14 protein-coding genes are annotated in these 16,961 nt (G+C 60.9%); 6 read left to right on the top strand and 8 right to left on the bottom strand.

What is annotated here, in order from left to right; all coding sequences use genetic code 11:
* Window positions 1–25: 25 nt before the first annotated feature.
* The 5 genes from pgl to tkt all read right to left on the bottom strand — a co-directional run bounded on the left by pgl (window position 26) and on the right by tkt (window position 6,736).
* Complete coding sequence (gene pgl / locus L6758_RS01530) at window positions 26–799, bottom strand: 6-phosphogluconolactonase (protein ID WP_237204885.1); 774 nt, start codon at window positions 797–799, stop codon at window positions 26–28.
* The gene (locus L6758_RS01535) at window positions 792–1,775 is read right to left on the bottom strand and encodes a glucose-6-phosphate dehydrogenase assembly protein OpcA (RefSeq protein WP_237204886.1); all 984 of its coding nucleotides are present in this window, start codon (window positions 1,773–1,775) and stop codon (window positions 792–794) included. Before L6758_RS01535 ends, pgl begins: the two co-directional genes overlap by 8 nt.
* Window positions 1,772–3,307 carry a glucose-6-phosphate dehydrogenase gene (gene zwf / locus L6758_RS01540; RefSeq protein WP_237204887.1) on the bottom strand — a complete coding sequence of 512 codons (1,536 nt, stop codon included), beginning with the start codon at window positions 3,305–3,307 and terminating at the stop codon, window positions 1,772–1,774. Before zwf ends, L6758_RS01535 begins: the two co-directional genes overlap by 4 nt.
* Window positions 3,308–3,491: 184 nt before the next feature.
* Window positions 3,492–4,598 (bottom strand): transaldolase, encoded by a 1,107-nt coding sequence (tal, locus tag L6758_RS01545; RefSeq protein WP_237204888.1) that lies wholly within the window; start codon window positions 4,596–4,598, stop codon window positions 3,492–3,494.
* Between the two features lie 26 nt (window positions 4,599–4,624).
* On the bottom strand, window positions 4,625–6,736 hold the full coding sequence (gene tkt / locus L6758_RS01550) for a transketolase (RefSeq protein ID WP_237204889.1): 2,112 nt from the start codon (window positions 6,734–6,736) through the stop codon (window positions 4,625–4,627).
* A gap of 478 nt (window positions 6,737–7,214) precedes the next feature.
* On the opposite strand from tkt, the gene L6758_RS01555 reads away from it, so the two are divergent.
* Both L6758_RS01555 and L6758_RS01560 read left to right on the top strand, forming a co-directional pair.
* A complete protein-coding gene (locus L6758_RS01555) occupies window positions 7,215–8,174 on the top strand; it encodes a heme o synthase (RefSeq protein WP_423816782.1) in 960 nt (319 codons plus the stop codon).
* A gap of 242 nt (window positions 8,175–8,416) precedes the next feature.
* Window positions 8,417–9,355 carry a type IV toxin-antitoxin system AbiEi family antitoxin domain-containing protein gene (locus tag L6758_RS01560; RefSeq protein WP_237204890.1) on the top strand — a complete coding sequence of 313 codons (939 nt, stop codon included), beginning with the start codon at window positions 8,417–8,419 and terminating at the stop codon, window positions 9,353–9,355.
* 88 nt (window positions 9,356–9,443) lie between these two features.
* On the opposite strand, the gene L6758_RS01565 is transcribed toward L6758_RS01560, so the two are convergent.
* Genes L6758_RS01565 through L6758_RS01575 form a run of 3 tightly spaced genes read right to left on the bottom strand, consistent with a single transcriptional unit; the run spans window position 9,444 to window position 12,447 of the window.
* Complete coding sequence (locus L6758_RS01565; protein ID WP_237204891.1) at window positions 9,444–10,622, bottom strand: COX15/CtaA family protein; 1,179 nt, start codon at window positions 10,620–10,622, stop codon at window positions 9,444–9,446.
* A 41-nt stretch (window positions 10,623–10,663) separates the two neighbouring features.
* Window positions 10,664–11,431 carry an ABC transporter permease gene (locus L6758_RS01570; protein ID WP_237204892.1) on the bottom strand — a complete coding sequence of 256 codons (768 nt, stop codon included), beginning with the start codon at window positions 11,429–11,431 and terminating at the stop codon, window positions 10,664–10,666.
* On the bottom strand, window positions 11,428–12,447 hold the full coding sequence (locus L6758_RS01575; RefSeq protein ID WP_237204953.1) for an ABC transporter ATP-binding protein: 1,020 nt from the start codon (window positions 12,445–12,447) through the stop codon (window positions 11,428–11,430). Before L6758_RS01575 ends, L6758_RS01570 begins: the two co-directional genes overlap by 4 nt.
* A gap of 154 nt (window positions 12,448–12,601) precedes the next feature.
* On the opposite strand from L6758_RS01575, the gene L6758_RS01580 reads away from it, so the two are divergent.
* The 4 genes from L6758_RS01580 (at window position 12,602) to sufC (ending at window position 16,955) form a co-directional block, all read left to right on the top strand.
* Window positions 12,602–13,360, top strand: coding sequence for a helix-turn-helix transcriptional regulator (locus tag L6758_RS01580; RefSeq protein ID WP_237204893.1), 759 nt, complete (start codon window positions 12,602–12,604; stop codon window positions 13,358–13,360).
* A 98-nt stretch (window positions 13,361–13,458) separates the two neighbouring features.
* On the top strand, window positions 13,459–14,916 hold the full coding sequence (gene sufB / locus L6758_RS01585) for a Fe-S cluster assembly protein SufB (protein ID WP_237204894.1): 1,458 nt from the start codon (window positions 13,459–13,461) through the stop codon (window positions 14,914–14,916).
* A 3-nt stretch (window positions 14,917–14,919) separates the two neighbouring features.
* Window positions 14,920–16,167 carry a Fe-S cluster assembly protein SufD gene (sufD, locus tag L6758_RS01590; RefSeq protein WP_237204895.1) on the top strand — a complete coding sequence of 416 codons (1,248 nt, stop codon included), beginning with the start codon at window positions 14,920–14,922 and terminating at the stop codon, window positions 16,165–16,167.
* 29 nt (window positions 16,168–16,196) lie between these two features.
* The gene (gene sufC, locus L6758_RS01595; protein WP_185172967.1) at window positions 16,197–16,955 is read left to right on the top strand and encodes a Fe-S cluster assembly ATPase SufC; all 759 of its coding nucleotides are present in this window, start codon (window positions 16,197–16,199) and stop codon (window positions 16,953–16,955) included.
* Window positions 16,956–16,961: the final 6 nt, after the last annotated feature.

Below are 16,961 nucleotides of genomic sequence, written 5' to 3' on the forward strand. Positions count from 1 at the left end.
TTTTTTGTCTCTGAATCCCTGAACTCTAGGAAGCTGAGCCGAGGGCGTCCTCGGTTGCCAGAATCAGGGTTTCGAGCAGGCCGCGGGCCCCAGCTGCCGGGGTCTGAGTGAGGATTTCGGCGGTTAGCTGGGTTTCAGGCAGAGCGGACGCCGCCCGCAGCCGGGCAGTTGCCTCGGCCTTGTCGCTCCCGGCAACCAGGAACCAGATGCGCTCTGAGTAGTTGATCACCGGCAGGGTCAGGCTCACGCGGGTGGGTGGGGGCTTGGGGGAGTTGTGCACCGCAAGGGCGGTGGCGTCAGCCTCTAGAATCTCGGCCCGGTCGGGGAAGAGGGAGGCGATATGGCCATCGGGCCCCATACCCAGCAGGGTCAGGTCAAAGAGGGGGGACGCCTCACCCTCGGGGGCGTAGCGAGCCAGCTCAGCGGTGTAGGCTTCGGCCGCTGCCTCCGGGGTGTCAAAAACATCTGAGGCACCCATGACGTGCAGGTTCTCCTCCGGTAGCCCCAGGGAGGTGAGCCAGGCGTCCTTGGCCTGCTGTTCATTGCGATCAGCGTGGCCGCGCGGCACAAAACGCTCGTCTGACCACCAGAAATGAACCTTAGACCAGTCCACGGTAGCGCTCAGCGGGCTTTCTGCAATACCCGCAAGTACCGCAATGCCCATGGTGCCACCGGTCAGCGAGAGGTGGGCAATACCGCGGGCAGCCACAGCGGTGGCAGCCACATTGATGATACGGGTGGCACCGGCCAGCTGCAGCTGGGCCTTATCAAGATGGGAAACGACAATAGGATTAGGCATCGTAGACCTCCGTATAGTCGGCGCCCTCATCGTGCACATCGTCTACGTTCACATCGACCACGATGTTGCCACTGGCGACAACAGACTTGAGCACCTCGCCGTAGACCTCATCGGGATCAAGGCGGCGCAGTTCTTCTGCCAGGCAGTCGGCCAGGGAGCGGGCCGGCAGGGAAATCTGCTGGTCGGGTACACCGGGGGAAGAAATGGTAGCAATGTTGCGACCGGGGCGGTGGATGATGATGGAGCCGTCTTCACGTTCAAGTTCTACCTTGTAGAGGCCGCGCTGCACGTCGGTGGTGCGCAGGTGCACCTCAGCGCCCAGGCGGTCACCCAGCCAGGCACCGAGCAGAACAACCGAGGGGCTCATGGACGAACCGGAGACCACCACGCGCTTGACGGGGGCAGGCTCAATCTGGTCGAAGACCGCAGCGATCTGAATGCGCCAGAGGGTTAGACGAATCCAGGCCAGGTCGGTATCGCCGTCCTTGTAGCTGGCAGCCAGCTTTTCTAGCACGCCCAGGGGGTCGTAGGCGCGGGCCGAATCGGTAATACGGCGCTGGGCGATCTTGCCAATGGAGTGTTCAGCCGGGTTCTCGGGAACCGAGTGGGGCCACCAGGCAACGATGGGGGAATCCGGTAGCAGCAGACCCGAAATCAGGGACTCGGTAGCAACAGCCGCCGAACCGTACCCGCGCAGAATGATGAGTTCTGAGGCACCCGCGTCGCCACCCACGTAAATGCGGGCATCCAGGCGGTCCTCGGCGTCCTGACCGTAGTCGATATGCACAATAATGCGGGAGGGGTGCTCATAGGATGCCTTCAAGGCAGCCTCAACGGCGGTCTTGGAGTGCCCCTTTTCAGCTAGAATAACCAGGGTCAGCACGCGGGAGGACGTGGTTGCCCCCTCCTCACTGCGCAGGCGGGAGAGCTCCTTGGCAACCTCGCCCACGGTAGTGTATTTGAGTTTCTTCATCATGGGCGCCTCCAAGCACGGCCGTCGCGTTCTAGCATTTCGTGGGCGGAAGCCGGGCCCCAGGAACCGGGTGCGTAGGCTTCGGGTTTGATCTTGTTCTCTTCCCAGTATTCTTCGAAGGGGTCAAGGATCTTCCAGGAGAGTTCGACCTCTTCGTGGCGGGGGAAGAGCGGGGGCTCGCCCAGTAGTACATCGAGAATCAGTCGCTCGTAGGCCTCGGGGGATTCCTCGGTGAAGGAGTGAGAGTAGCCAAAATCCATGTTGACGTCGCGGATTTCCATCTGGGTGCCGGGCACCTTAGAGGCAAAGCGCAGGGTCATACCCTCATCGGGCTGCACACGGATCACGATGGCGTTCTGACCGGAGCTATCGGCGCTACCGCCAAAGAGCAGGTTGGGGGCCTTTTTGAAGACCACTGCAATTTCGGTGACGCGACGGCCCAGGCGCTTACCGGCACGCAGGTAGAAGGGGACGCCCGCCCACCGGCGGGTATTGATATTCAGCTTGAGAGCGGCGAAGGTTTCGGTGCGGGAGTCGGCGGGAATGTCGTTCTCGTCAAAGAAGCCGTTGACCTCTTCACCGCCCTGGTTGCCGGCAGCGTACTGGCCGATGGCAAAGGCTGAGGCAATATCATCGGGAATCTGGACTGCCTCAAGCACCTTGGCCTTCTCGGCGCGCAGGTGCTCGGCGTTGAAGCTGACGGGCTCTTCCATGGCAGTGAGTGCCAGCAGCTGCAGCAGGTGGTTCTGAATGACGTCGCGGGCAGCGCCCACGCCGTCGTAGTAGCCAGCGCGGGTACCGATGCCGATGTCTTCGGCCATGGTGATCTGCACGTGGTCGACGTTGGTGGCGTTCCACAGGGGCTCGAACATCTGGTTGGCAAAGCGCATGGCCAGAATATTCTGCACGGTTTCTTTGCCCAGGTAGTGGTCGATACGGAAGACCGAATCGGCGGGGAAGACCCGCTCAACAATGGCGTTGAGCTCGCGGGCGGTTTCGAGATTGTGGCCGAAAGGCTTTTCGATAACCACACGACGCCAACCCTCGTGCTGGTTGTGGTTGGCTAGGTCATGATCGGCTAGCTTCTGCAGTACCTGGTCGAAGTCCTTGGGAGGAATCGACAGGTAGAAGGCGTGGTTGCCGCGGGTGCCGCGGGTCTCGTCGAGCTCGGCCAGGGTTGCCTTGAGCTTTTCAAAGGACTCATCGGAGTCGAAGGTGCCGGTGACAAAGCGAATACCGGCAGCGAACTGGTTCCAGACGTCCTCACGGAATGGGGTGCGGGCGTGGGCTTCAACGTGCCCGCGCACCTCCTTCTGGAAGTCCTCGTGGCTCCACTCGCGGCGTCCAAAACCCACCAGGCCAAAGCTGGGCGGGAGCAGGCCGCGGTTAACCAGGTCATAGACCGCGGGGAGTAGTTTCTTGCGCGCAAGGTCGCCGGTGACGCCGAAGAAGACCAGGGAGGACGGGCCTGCCACGCGGGTCAGTCTGCGGTCGCGCGGGTCGCGCAGGGGGTTTGAATCGTGAGTGTTGGCCACCGCCGTGAATCCTTCACAGGTTGGTTGGGGCGGCAGCTGTGAAAGGTGTGGGGGCTGCCGCGGTTCTCTTGTTCTAGTGTACTAGTGCCCACCGCCGGCGGGTGCTTGCCGCCGGGCTGGGGTGATGGTGAGCGGGTGCAGTGAGGGTGGGGGATACGACCCCCACCCTCAGCGTGAAACGGTACTACTTGCTGTCAGCCAGAGCGGCGGTGACAGTCTCGAGCAGTTCCTTCCAGGAGACCTCGAACTTCTCAACGCCTTCGGTTTCCAGCTTTTCTACCACGTCGTTGTAGGAGATACCTACAGCTTCGAGCTGGTTGAGGATCTCGGTGGATTCCTCGTAGGTGCCCTCGATAGCGTTACCCGCAACCTCTGCGTGGTCGAAGGTTGCGTTGAGGGTTGCCTCGGGCATGGTGTTGACGGTGCCGGGGGCTGCAATTTCGGTGACGTAGAGGGTGTCGGGGTAGGCGGGGTTCTTCACGCCGGTGGATGCCCAGAGCGGACGCTGGCGGTTGGCTCCTGCTGCCTCCAGTCGGGCCCAGCGCTCTGAGGAGAAGGCCTGCTCGTAGACCTCGAAGGCCAGGCGGGCGTTGGCTACACCTGCCTTGCCACGCAGGGCCAGGGCCTCATCGGTGCCGATGGCCTCAAGGCGGGCGTCGATTTCGGTGTCGACGCGGGAGACGAAGAAGGAGGCAACGGAGTGGATCTTTGAGAGGTCCTTACCGTTTTCCAGTGCCTTTTCGAGGCCCAGCAGGTAGGCGTTGATGACGGCGCGGTAACGCTCCAGGGAGAAAATCAGGGTGACGTTGACCGAGATACCTTCAGCCAGGGCCTCAGCGATGGGCTCTAGGCCCTCTTCGGTGGCGGGAATCTTGATCATGACGTTTTCACGGCCAACTGCTGAGTAGAGTTCCTTAGCCTGGGCCAGGGTTGCAGCTGATTCGCGGGCCAGCAGGGGAGAGACCTCGATGGAGACGCGGCCGTCAAAGCCCTGGGTTGCCTCGTAGATGGGGGCAAACACGTCGCAGGCGTCGCGTACGTCGTCAATCATGGCAGCAAAGCCAGCTGCCTCTGCTTCGGTGCCCTCTGCTGCCAGCTTCTTCATCTGCTCGGCGTAGGCTGCGCCGTTCGACAGAGCGGCAGCGAAGATGGAGGGGTTGGTGGTTACGCCGACCACGTTCTTGGTGTCGATGAGCTCCTGCAGGTTACCGCTGGTGAGACGCTCGCGGGAGAGGTCATCGAGCCAGATGGAGACGCCTGCGTCTGAAAGCTTCTGGGTGGGGGTAGTCATAATGTTTTCCTTAACTTGAAGTTCTGTTAGCGGGCAGCGGCGATGGACTCGCGGGCCTTGGCTGCGACGTTCTCGGCGGTGAAGCCGTAGTCGGCGAAGAGTTCCTCGGCTGAGGCTGAGGCACCGTAGTGTTCCAGGGAAACGGCGCGGCCTGCTTCGCCTAGAATGTCCATCCAGGGCATGGCCAGGCCGGCTTCAACGGTCACGCGGGCCTTGACGGCGGAGGGGATGACTGATTCGCGGTACTCGGCAGACTCAGCTGCGAACCACTCGCGGCAGGGCATGGAAACAACGCGGGCGGCGATACCCTCTTCTGCTAGCTGGGTGCGGGCAGCTAGGGCAACCTCGACCTCAGAACCGGTGGCAATGAGGATCACGTCGGGGGTGCCTTCGGTGTCAGCCAGCACGTAACCGCCGCGGGCAGCGCCGTTAGCGGAAGCGAACTTCTCACCCTCGGCGTCCGCGTGCAGGTCTTCACGAGCCACGTTGGTCAGGTTCTGGCGGGAGAGCACCAGGCCGGCGGGGTGGTCCTTGATGTCCAGAATCTTGCGCCAGGCTACAGCGGTTTCGTTACCGTCAGCGGGGCGCACAACATCGAGGTTGGGGATTGCGCGCATAGCGGTCAGGTGCTCAACGGGCTGGTGGGTGGGGCCGTCCTCGCCCAGACCGATAGAGTCGTGGGTCCAGACGAAGATGTTGGGCACACCCATGAGCGCTGCCAGGCGGACGGCCGGGCGCTGGTAGTCGGTAAAGACGAAGAAGGTTCCGGAGAAAGGACGGGTGGGCGAAGACAGCGCGATACCGTTGGTGATAGCTGCGGCGGCGTGCTCGCGAATACCGAAGTGCAGCACACGACCGTAGGGGTGACCGGTCCAGCTCTTGGTGGAACGGGACTCGGGGTTGAAGGACTTCTCGGTATCGATGGTGGTGTTGTTCGAACCGGCCAGGTCGGCTGAACCACCCCAGAGCTCGGGCAGAACCGGAGCGATTGCATTGATGACCTTGCCCGATGCCGCGCGGGTAGCGATGGAGGTGCCAGCCTCAAAGGTGGGCAGGGCCTCATCAAGCTCGGCGGGGAGCTCGCCAGCAACCAGGCGCTCGTAGAGCTTGGCCTGCTCGGGGTTAGCTGATGCCCAGGCATCGAAGGACTTCTGCCATTCTTCGCGCTCAGCTGCGCTGCGCTCAACCAGGGCGCGGGTGTGCTCAAGAATCTCGGGCTCCACCACGAAGTGCTGTTCGGGGTCGAAGCCCAGCACCTTCTTGGTGGCTGCAACTTCGTCTGCACCCAGCTTGGAGCCGTGGATGCCACCGGTGTTCTGCTTGGTGGGGGCGGGGTAGCCGATAATGGTGCGCAGCTCGATGAAGGAGGGCTTGTCGGTGACCTTGGTTGCTGCGACGATGGCGTCGTAGAGGGCCTCGACGTCTTCCTTGTAGTCGCCGCCAGCGGTCCAATCGACCTTGGCAACGTCCCAGCCGTAGGCCTCGTAGCGGGCTGTGACGTCCTCAGTGAAGGCGACGTCGGTGTCATCTTCAATGGAGATGTGGTTGCGGTCGTAGATCACGACCAGGTTGCCCAGTTGCTGGTGGCCGGCCAGAGCGGACGCCTCTGCGGTTACACCCTCCTGCACATCGCCCTCAGAGGCAATGGTGAAGACGATGTGGTCAAAGGGGGAGGTGCCGGGGGCTGCTTCGGGGTCGAAAAGGCCGCGCATGCGTCGCTGGGCGTAGGCAAAGCCCACAGCGGACGCCAGGCCCTGGCCCAGCGGGCCGGTCGTGATTTCGACGCCCTTAGTGTGACCGAACTCGGGGTGGCCGGGAGTCAGGGCACCTGCGGTACGCAGGGCCTTAATATCCTCAAGCTCCAGACCAAAACCACCCAGGAAGAGCTGGTTGTACAGGGTCAGTGAGGTGTGGCCGGGGGAGAGGATGAAGCGGTCGCGGCCCTCCCAGCGGTCATCGCGGGGGTCCTGACGCATGACCTTCTGGAAGAGCAGGTAGGCCACAGGAGCCAGGCTCATCGCGGTACCGGGGTGGCCCGAGCCAACCTTCTCAACGGCGTCCGCAGCAAGCACGCGAGCGGTATCAACCGCGCGCTGGTCTTTCTCGGTCCATTCAAGCTTCTGATTCAGGTTAGGCATCAGCCGTCCTCTCTCAATCTGGCTACCCAGAAATATTCATCAAACTTATTCTTCTACCCGCCCACCGACGCCCAGCGGGACAAGCCCACACAAGCACACGGTAAAACCGGCAAAAGACGCTACTTCCAGGATAGTTCACCTGCGCATATGTGGGCTTGGTTTGCCTCTCAGCGGACGCCCCCGCTTTAGGGGTGCGCTTAATCTATTAGCCAGGGGGTAGGTAGGCGTTATACGATGTAATTTGACCAAAAGCTCTTTTGGCGTGCTCACAAACCGGCCAACCCCGGCTAAAAGTGATGGGCACCACTCAAAAAATCGGTGCGAGGGGCACCCGGGCGCGCAGACGGCGTCCGCACCCCAACACGCCGAAAACCGCCACCTGTTTCACATAGTGAATCACCCGGCGGGGGAACCGAAGAGCTGAACACACAACAGTCAAGGGAAGTCAGCATACGTGAAGGGCCATGGCATCAACACCGTGATCGACCGTACCGAAGAAGGCCAGCAAACCCCCGCTGCGCCTGCACCCGGCCGCGTCTCCCTGGGTCGCAAAATTAGGGCCTACATTCACCTCACAAAGCCGCAGATTATTGAGCTGCTTCTGGTGACCACCGCGCCCACCATGATTTTTGCCGCCGGCGGCTTCCCCAACCTCTGGCTGGTGCTCCACACCATGATTGGCGGCTCACTTGCCGCCGGCGCGTCCTGTGCCTTCAACTGCTATATCGACCGCGAAGCTGATCGACTGATGAAGCGCACTGAGAAGCGTCCGCTGGTCACCGGTGAGCTGACCGACCGGGAAGCCCTTATCTTTGCCTGGGTGCTGTCGGTTGTTTCAATCGTGTACCTCTATTTCCTGGTGAACCCGCTGGCTGCCGGTCTCGGCGTCGTCGCGATTTTCCTCTACGTTGTCTTCTACTCCCTGTGGCTGAAGAAGCGTACCAAGCAGAATATCGTCTGGGGCGGTCTGGCGGGCTGCATGCCGGTCTTTATCGCCTGGGCCGCTGTGGAGAACACCATTTCTTGGGCTGCTGTGGTGCTCTTTATGGTGATTTTCCTCTGGACGCCCCCGCACTACTGGCCCCTGTCCATGAAGTATGCCGAGGACTACCGGGCAGCCGGCATCCCCATGTTGGGCGCTACTGACTCCGCCAAGAGTGTGTCGGTGCAGGTGGTGCTGTACGGCTGGGCCATGGTGATGTGTTCCCTGCTGCTGGTGCCCCTGGGCGGCGCTGGCTGGGTGTACACGGCGACCGCTGTGCTGATTGGGGCCTGGTTCCTCTACCACTGCCACAAGCTGCACCGCCTGGCCCTGGCTGAGCAGGCAACCAGCCGGACAGCTATGGTGGTCTTCCACGGCTCAATCACCTACCTGACCGTGCTGTTCATTGCCCTGGCGGTCGACCCCTTCGTGGGCGGCCCGGTGCTCCCGCTTTAAGCGCTTCCCCTGCAAGGGGACCTGATTTTCAAAAAGGGACCGCATATTATGCGGTCCCTTTTAGGTTTTGCGGTCCCCTTGTGGATAAAGGTGGATAGCGGGTCATAATTCCGTCACGGTTTCACCAGTTTTCATTGCTGAGCAAGTCCCAACCTCATGGAATTCAAGGAACTTCGGCTAGCAAGTTTTCCACAGACCTCATTGAGGTAGCTTTAAGAGCGGGCCGGCAGCACACTCATAGCATGAGAAACGATGAGATTTTTGTACACGTTAAACATAGAGATGAGCTGCTGAACGACGGAGTATCTGACGCGACACTAAGTTCTAAAGTACGTAAGGGGGAGCTGCGCCGATTACGGCCAGGTGTTTACTGCGATGAACAGTGGTGGTCAGGTCTGAAATATTATGAGCAATATAGAGCTCATATTATTGCTGTGTTTTTGGCAAGTCCTGAAACAATATTTACTCATTTAGCTGCTGCAACGTTGCATGGTCTGGCAATCTTGAATGTTCCAGAGCTAATTGATGTCCACACTCGGGTTCAGTCGAGGGGACGCGGCAAGCTGGTTCGTAAACACTATAGCTCCACTCCAGTGCCATCTGTTCAGACGCATGAGAGCGGTCTTAAAGCAACCTCAGTTATCCGAACAGTTATTGATTGTGCTCGATTTCTTCCGCATAAGGACGCTGTTGTAGTTGCGGATAGTGCTTTGAATCAGGGGTTGGTTTCATATGACGTGCTTGCTGCAGCTTTGCAACAGGTCAGCGGATGGGGCTATGTCAAGTGTCGGCGGGTTGCCGAGACAATGAGTTCACATGCAGAAAGCCCCGGTGAGACTCTGTTGAGGCTGATTCTTGTTGATGCTGGGCTGCCTTGGCCTGATGAGCAGATTCAAGTAGAGGTGCGCGGTAAGTCATTCAGGATTGATTTAGGGTATAAGCATTTAAAAATTGCCCTTGAGTTTGATGGAAACATCAAATATACAGAGTTTGGTACTCAAGTTAATCAGGAAAATCTGGAACGGTATCGCGAGTCTCTCCTCCAAAACGAGGGCTGGATTTTTCGACGGTATCGCTGGGCTGATGTAAGGCAACGGCCACATCAAATTGTTAAAGAAATTAAACGGGTTATCGAACAGCAGCAGCGTGTGTACGGCGCTAAAGCGAAACAGCCCGTGTAAGGGGACCGCAAAACTAAAAAGGGACCGCATAATACGCGGTCCCTTTTTAGTTTTGCGGTCCCCTTGGAGTGGGGTGGGAGGGGGAAGGCTACGCCGCCCGGACGCGTCCCACCGCCTTCTCACGCGCAGCGGGGGAGGAGAGCACCAGCTGCCGCTCAAACAGCGAAGACGCCGCCAGGGCGAACACACCCGACCCAATCAGGTGCATCTCCACCAGCCAAATTGGCAGCCCGTTGAAGTACTGGGTGTAACCCACGATGGCCTGGTAGCCCAGCACCACCAGCACAAAGGCCAGAGACTTCCCAAAGATAGGGGCCCACCCCTTTGACCGCCACAGCGCAAAGAAGCCCAGCACCGAAGCGCAGTAGATCCACACAAGGGAACCGTGCAGGCGGGTCACCCATACCGGGTTAAAAGCGTGGCGGTGGGTCTCGGCGTCACCTGCGTGCGGGCCGGTACCCGTCGTAACGGTACCCATGAACATCAGCGCAACAACCAGCACCACGCCGACCCAACCGAGCACCCGCATGAGGTGGGCGGACGCGGGGGCGCCGGCGTCCGCGCTCTGAGTTGGGGCATGAGCCGGGGCAGCTGCGGGGACGAGCCCCTCGCGGGCAGCTGTGCCCTCAAAGTAGCGGTAGACGCGGTTGAGGTAGATACCGGCAATCATGATCATCAGGGCTGAAAGCATGTAGTGGGCGGTAATCATCCAGGGGTTGAGGCGCAGCCAGACCGAAATACCGCCGACCACAGCCTGCACCGGAATACCCCAGAGCAGCAGCAGGGTGAGGTTGAAGAGGTCAGAATAGCGGGAGCGGGGGGCGACAAAGCCGCGCGACTCCAGCCAGGCGCCTACCCCTTGAGCACGGTAGCTCTCGGATCGACTGCCCACGAGGAGGCCCCAGATGAAGCGACCCAAAGTGACTCGCTCAGGGAATACCACCCGCAGCACTGCCAGGAAGGCGATGATGGTTACGGCGACCAGTACGAAGGTTAGTAGGCGGTTGCCGAATTCGACCATGCCGTGGATGCCCATTTCGGGGGTGGTGGTCCAGGAGCCGTCTGAGGTGCAGCGGGGCCAGGCGTCGCAGCCCAGGCCGGAGCCGGTCAGGCGGACGACGCCGCCGGAGATAATGAGCACGATGTTGGCGATGGCTACGGCCCAGGCGGTCTGTCTGATCCAGCGGGTGTAGCTGCGGGGGATAAGTTTTTCACCCAGGCTGGCAGGCTGGTAGGTGCCGGGGGTGGGTGTGTGCGTGGTCGGCATGGAGCTTTCCTTCACGAGGGTTGCGGACGGTGTGGGTCAGGTTAGGCTGACCATTTGAAGAATCGGGTGGCCAGGGTAGCAAACACGACGGTTGCTATTACCAGGATGAGGTGGGGTAGCAGCAAGAAGCTATGGTAGATGTAGTCCCCGCGCAGGGCGTTGCCTAAGGCGGCTGAGGGCAGCAGGTCGATGATGGAGCCCAGCCAGCTGGGGTAGCGGTCGGTGGGAATCAGGATTCCTCCGGCTGCGGCCAGCAGCACCCAGGCCATGTTGACGATAGCCAGGGTTGCTTCGGCGCGCACGGTTCCGGCGATGAGTAGCCCCAGGGAGGTGAAGCAGGCTGCCCCCAGTAAGAGGGTCGGCAGGGACATGAGGACGCCGGGCACGGTGGCCGTCCAGCCCAGTAGCTGGCCGAGTGCCCCCACCAGCAGGTACTGAATCAGGAGGACCGCGAGCACCGCCAGCACCTTGCCCGCGATCAGGCCGCCCTTGCCGAGCGGGGTGGTGGAGATAAAGCGCAGCACCCCGTAGCGGCGGTCGAAGCCGGTGGCAATGCCCTGACCTGAGAGCGCGGTGGAGAGCACACACAGGGCTAGCACGCCGGGCACGGCAATGTCGACGCGACTTACCCCGTAGCGGCTGGCCCAGGGGTCGAGAAAACCGGTGTAGGCAAGAGCCAATAGGCCCATGATGGGGAAGGCGATGTTCAGCATGAGCTGCTCACCGTTTTTGAGCATGGCGATGGTTTCGAACTTGCCCTGGGCTAGCACGCGGGTGAGGGCTGGTGCTGCTGTTGAGGTGGTGCTCATCGGATATCACTGCCTGATAGTTCGAGGAAGACGTCTTCTAGTGTTCGGTTGGCCAGGGAGAATTCGCCGGGCATGTAGCCCTGGGCTGCCCAGTAGGCGGTGAGGTCGGCTAGGTGCTGGGCCGTGAGCGGGCCGGTGAGCTGGTAGTGACCCTGGGGCTCTTCGACCAGGTGCAGGGGGGAGTCGCCTGCGGGCCAGATGGCTGAAAGGGTGATACCGGGCGGGGCGGTAAAGGTGAGGTAGCGGGCGTCGTCCTGCCCGCTGGCTAGTACCTGGGCCATGGTTCCGGCCAGTACGACTCTGCCGTGCTCAATCATGTAGACGTAGTCGGCGATGCGCTGGGCGTCATCGAGCAGGTGGGTGGTGAGTACAACGGCTACGCCGGCGTCGCGCTGTTCGCGGATGATGTCAAAAACGACGCTGCGCGATTGGGGGTCGAGGCCGGCGGTGGGCTCGTCGAGAAAGAGAATGTCGGGCCGGCCGATGATGGCAGCGGCCAGGGCGACCCGTTGCTTTTGCCCGCCCGAGAGCCTGCGGATGGTGGTGCCGTTAAAGGCATCGATACCGAGTCGGGCTGCTAGGGCGTCAACGTCGAGGGGGTTGGTGTACATGCGGGCGATGTGCCGCAGCAGGGGAAGCGGACGGACGGACGGGGGTAGGCCGCCGTCCTGCAGCATGATGCCCACGCGGGCACGCAGTTCAGGGGAGGCCCCCCAGGGGGTGTGACCGAGCAGGGAGATGCTACCGCCGGTGGGTTTGAGCAGGCCTTGGGCACAGGCTAGGGTGGTGGTTTTCCCGGCCCCGTTAGCACCCAGCAGAACCGTTACCTGACCCGGTTCAATGGTCAGAGAGAGGTGGTCTACCGCTCGTTTGAGCCCCTCACTGGTGAGAGCTTCGGGGTGCTTGCGCGCGAAGTCCTTGGAGGGGGTGAAGTCCTTGACCAGGTTCTCGATGATGAGAGCGGCGGACGCGGGCGCACTAGGTGCGCTCTCACGTGGGCTAAGGCTGGGGGGCAGGTGGTGTGTCGTCACCCGTCTATTCTAGCCCTTTCGTTTCGGCTCTGGGCGGACGCCTGCCGCCGTACTGCCTTAAATAGGTAGTCCTTACTAGCTTAAGGTGCCACAATTACGACATACTTTATTTGTGTATTCCGCAGAGAAAGGCAGAACTGTGTCCACTAAAACTGCCCGCCCTGCAGAAACAGAGGAACGCACGCGCGACCGCGTGCTCCAAGGAGTTCTCACTCACGGCCCTGTTTCTGCGGCCAAACTGGGTGAACTGCTCAGCCTCACCCCGGCTGCCGTCCGCCGCCATCTCGACGTGCTTGAAAAAAACAACCTCATCGAGGTTGCCTCCCACCGCCAGCACGGTGCAGGAGCCGGGCGTCCTGCCCGCCGTTATGTCATTGCCCCCCAGGGGCACAGTGAACTGGGTAACGACTACCTCGACATTGCCCGCGACGCCCTCACCATGCTCAAGGACGCCGTCGGTGAAGACGCCCTGCGCCAGTTCGCCTCAGCCCGCGCCCACGACATGGCAGAGCGCTACCGCCCCATCGTCGAAGCGGCAGGGGACGACGTTTCAGCTCGTGCTGAGGCGCTAGCAGAGGCAATGACCCGCGACGGTTTTGTCGCCACCGCCAACGAAATGGCCCCGGCCGTAGGTATGCGCACCAAGCTACCCGATAACCTCCTGGCTTCCATCCAGCTCTGCCAGGGCCACTGCCCCGTACGAGATCTAGCCGAAGATTTCTCCGTCTTTTGTGACCAGGAAACCGAGATTATCTCCGAACTCCTCGGGGTCGATGTGCGCAGGCTCTCCACCATGGCAGGTGGAGCCCACGTCTGCACCACCCATATCCCGCTCGGCCGCCCACCGGCGTCCGCACCGCAGACCCCCGAAGAACCCCAGGGCGACACCGCCCCCTAAACTTTCCACCGGCAGGGCATGCCCAGCAGATCCTGCCACTGAGAAGAAGATTTCACCGACTTACCTCGGTGAAAACCAACCCACCAAGAAAGGCCGTAATGACTGAACAGGTTGAGCGCACCGCCAACAACACCGTCATTTCAGAAATTCTGGAGGCAAACCCCGAACTCGAAGGTATCGGTACCTACGAGTACGGCTGGGCTGACTCCGATGAAGCAGGCCAGGCTGCAAAGCGTGGTCTTGACGAAGATGTCGTGCGCGACATTTCAGCCAAGAAGAACGAACCCGAATGGATGCTGGACCTTCGCCTGAAGGCCCTCAAGTTCTTCGACCGCAAGCCCATGCCCACCTGGGGTGCAGACCTCTCGGACATCGACTTCGATAACATCAAGTACTTCGTCCGCTCCACCGAGCGCCAGGCAGAAACCTGGGAAGAACTGCCCGAAGACATCCGAAACACCTACGAGAAGCTCGGTATCCCCGAAGCAGAACGTAACCGTCTGGTCGCCGGCGTTGCCGCCCAGTACGAGTCTGAGGTTGTCTACCACCAGATCCGCGAAGACCTCGAAGCCCAGGGCGTTATCTTCCTGGATACTGATACCGCCCTCAAGGAACACCCCGAATTCTTCGAAGAATACTTTGGCTCTGTCATCCCCGCAGGCGATAACAAGTTCGCAGCCCTGAACACCGCCGTGTGGTCAGGTGGCTCCTTCGTCTACGTTCCCCCGGGAGTTCACGTAGAGATCCCCCTGCAGGCCTACTTCCGCATTAACACCGAGAACATGGGCCAGTTCGAACGTACCCTCATCATCGCTGACGAGGGCTCCTACGTTCACTACATCGAAGGCTGCACCGCCCCCATCTACAAGACCGACTCCCTGCACTCCGCAGTCGTTGAAATTGTGGTTAAGAAGAACGCTCGCGTTCGCTACACCACCATTCAGAACTGGTCCAACAACGTCTACAACCTGGTGACCAAGCGCGCCATCGCCCACGAGGGTGCCACCATGGAATGGATCGACGGCAACATCGGCTCCAAGGTCACCCAGAAGTACCCCGCTGTCTACATGGTCGGCGAGCACGCCAAGGGTGAAACCCTCTCCATCGCTTTCGCCGGCGAGGGTCAGCACCAGGACACCGGTTCCAAGATGGTTCACATCGCCCCCAACACCTCCTCCAGCATCGTGTCCAAGTCAGTGGCCCGTAACGGTGGCCGCGCCGCCTATCGTGGCCTGGTTCAGGTACGCGAAGGTGCATCCCACGCCAAGAGCTCGGTCGTCTGTGACGCCCTGCTGGTTGATACCATCTCCCGCTCCGATACCTACCCCTACGTAGATATCCGCGAGGACGATGTCACCATGGGCCACGAGGCAACCGTCTCCCGCGTCTCAGAAGAGCAGCTCTTCTACCTGCAGCAGCGCGGCCTGCCCGAGGACGAAGCCATGGCCATGATCGTGCGCGGCTTCGTGGAGCCTATCGCCCGCGAGCTGCCCATGGAATACGCCCTTGAACTCAACCGCCTGATCGAACTCCAGATGGAAGGATCCGTAGGCTAAATTATGGCTAACGCAGAAAACCAGGGTCACAACAACCCCGCGATTCCCGGTATGGACCAGGAAGGTGAAAAGCTCGCTACCGAGCTAGCCACCGACGACACCATCCGCGTCTCAAAGCACAACACCGACAAGGTCGAGATTGACGGCTCCCGCGCCGAGCGCAAGACCTCCTACAAGGTCGAAGACTTCGCTGCCCTGACCGGTCGTGAAGAAGACTGGCGCTTCACCCCGCTCAAGCGTCTAGGCGGCCTGCACACCGATGAACTCGCCGGTGCTGCCCCCGCCGTAGAGGTCAACGCGCCCGCCGGCGTCCAGGTCGAGACTATCGCTCGCGACGACGCTCGCATCGGCTCAGCCGGTATTCCCGAGGACCGCGTAGCGGCCAACGCCTGGAGCACCTTCTCCGAGGCAACCGCCATTACCGTTCCCGCCGAAGCTGAACTGGAAGGCCAGATTGAGGTTGCTATCAACGGCACCCACAAGGACGCCGCAGCCCAGCACCTCTTCATCGAGACCAAGCCCTTCTCCAAGGCTGTTGTCGTGCTGCGCCACACCGGCTCAGCCGTGCTTTCCCAGAACGTTGAATTCAAGGTGGGCGACTCGTCCTCACTGACCGTCATCACCGTTCAGCAGTGGGAGGACGACGCGATTCACGCCTCAGCCCAGTACGCTGCTCTGGGTCGCGACGCCAAGTTCAAGCACGTCAACATCTCCCTCGGTGGCGACCTGGTGCGCGTCACCCCGTCCACCAAGTTCACCGCCCCCGGCGCTGAAACCGAGATGTACGGCCTCTACTTCGTCGATGCCGGCCAGCACATTGAGAACCGTCTCTTCGTAGCCCACACCGAGCCCAACTGCAAGTCCCGCGTCACCTACAAGGGTGCCCTGCAGGGCAAGGGCGCACACTCGGTATGGGTAGGCGATGTGCTCATCGGTAAGGACGCAGAAGGCACCGACACCTACGAGCTCAACCGTAACCTGATTCTCGAAGACGGCCCCCGCGCTGACTCCGTACCCAACCTGGAAATCGAAACCGGCCTCATCGAAGGCGCCGGCCACGCATCCACCACCGGTCAGCTCGACGAGCAGCACCTCTGGTACCTGCAGGCCCGCGGTATTCCCGAGGCTGAAGCCCGCCGCCTGGTCGTCCGCGGCTTCCTCAACGAGATTATTCAGCAGATCCGCATCCCCGAGCTCGAAGAACAGCTCACCGATGCCCTCGAAGCTGAACTCGCGATTTCCAACAACTAAAGCTTTACCTTTTACAGGAGAAACAAACTATGGCAACCCTTGAAATCAAGGACCTCCACGTCTCCGTTATTCTGGACGACGAAAACACCAAGCCCATCCTCAAGGGCGTCAACCTCACTATCAACTCCGGTGAAATCCACGCGATTATGGGCCCCAACGGCTCCGGTAAGTCCACCCTGGCTTCTACCATCGCCGGCCACCCCAAGTACCAGATTGACTCCGGTGAGATCCTGCTCGACGGTGAAGACGTCACCGAGATGTCCGTCGACGAGCGTGCTCGCGCCGGTCTCTTCCTGGCTATGCAGTACCCCGTCGAAATCCCCGGTGTCACCATGAGCAACTTCCTGCGTTCAGCCAAGACCGCTGTTGACGGTGAAGCTCCCGCCCTGCGCACCTGGACCAAGGACGTTAAGGCAGCCATGGAGAACCTCTCCATCGACCCCGCCTTCATCTCCCGTAACGTCAACGAAGGCTTCTCCGGCGGCGAAAAGAAGCGCCACGAGATCCTGCAGCTGGAACTGCTCAAGCCCAAGTTCGGTATTCTCGATGAGACCGACTCCGGCCTGGACGTCGACGCTCTCAAGGTCGTTTCTGAGGGCGTTAACCGCGCCCACCAGGCCAACGACATGGGCGTTATGCTGATTACCCACTACACCCGCATCCTGCGCTACATCAAGCCCCAGTTCGTTCACGTTTTCGTGGACGGCAAGATGGTAGACCAGGGCGGCCCCGAGCTCGCTGACCGTCTTGAAGAAGAGGGCTACGAGCGTTACCTGGCAGCCAAGTAAGGCTAG

The sequence above is a fragment of the Rothia nasimurium genome (assembly GCF_928382285.1).
Classification (GTDB): Bacteria; Actinomycetota; Actinomycetes; order Actinomycetales; family Micrococcaceae; genus Rothia; species Rothia nasimurium_E.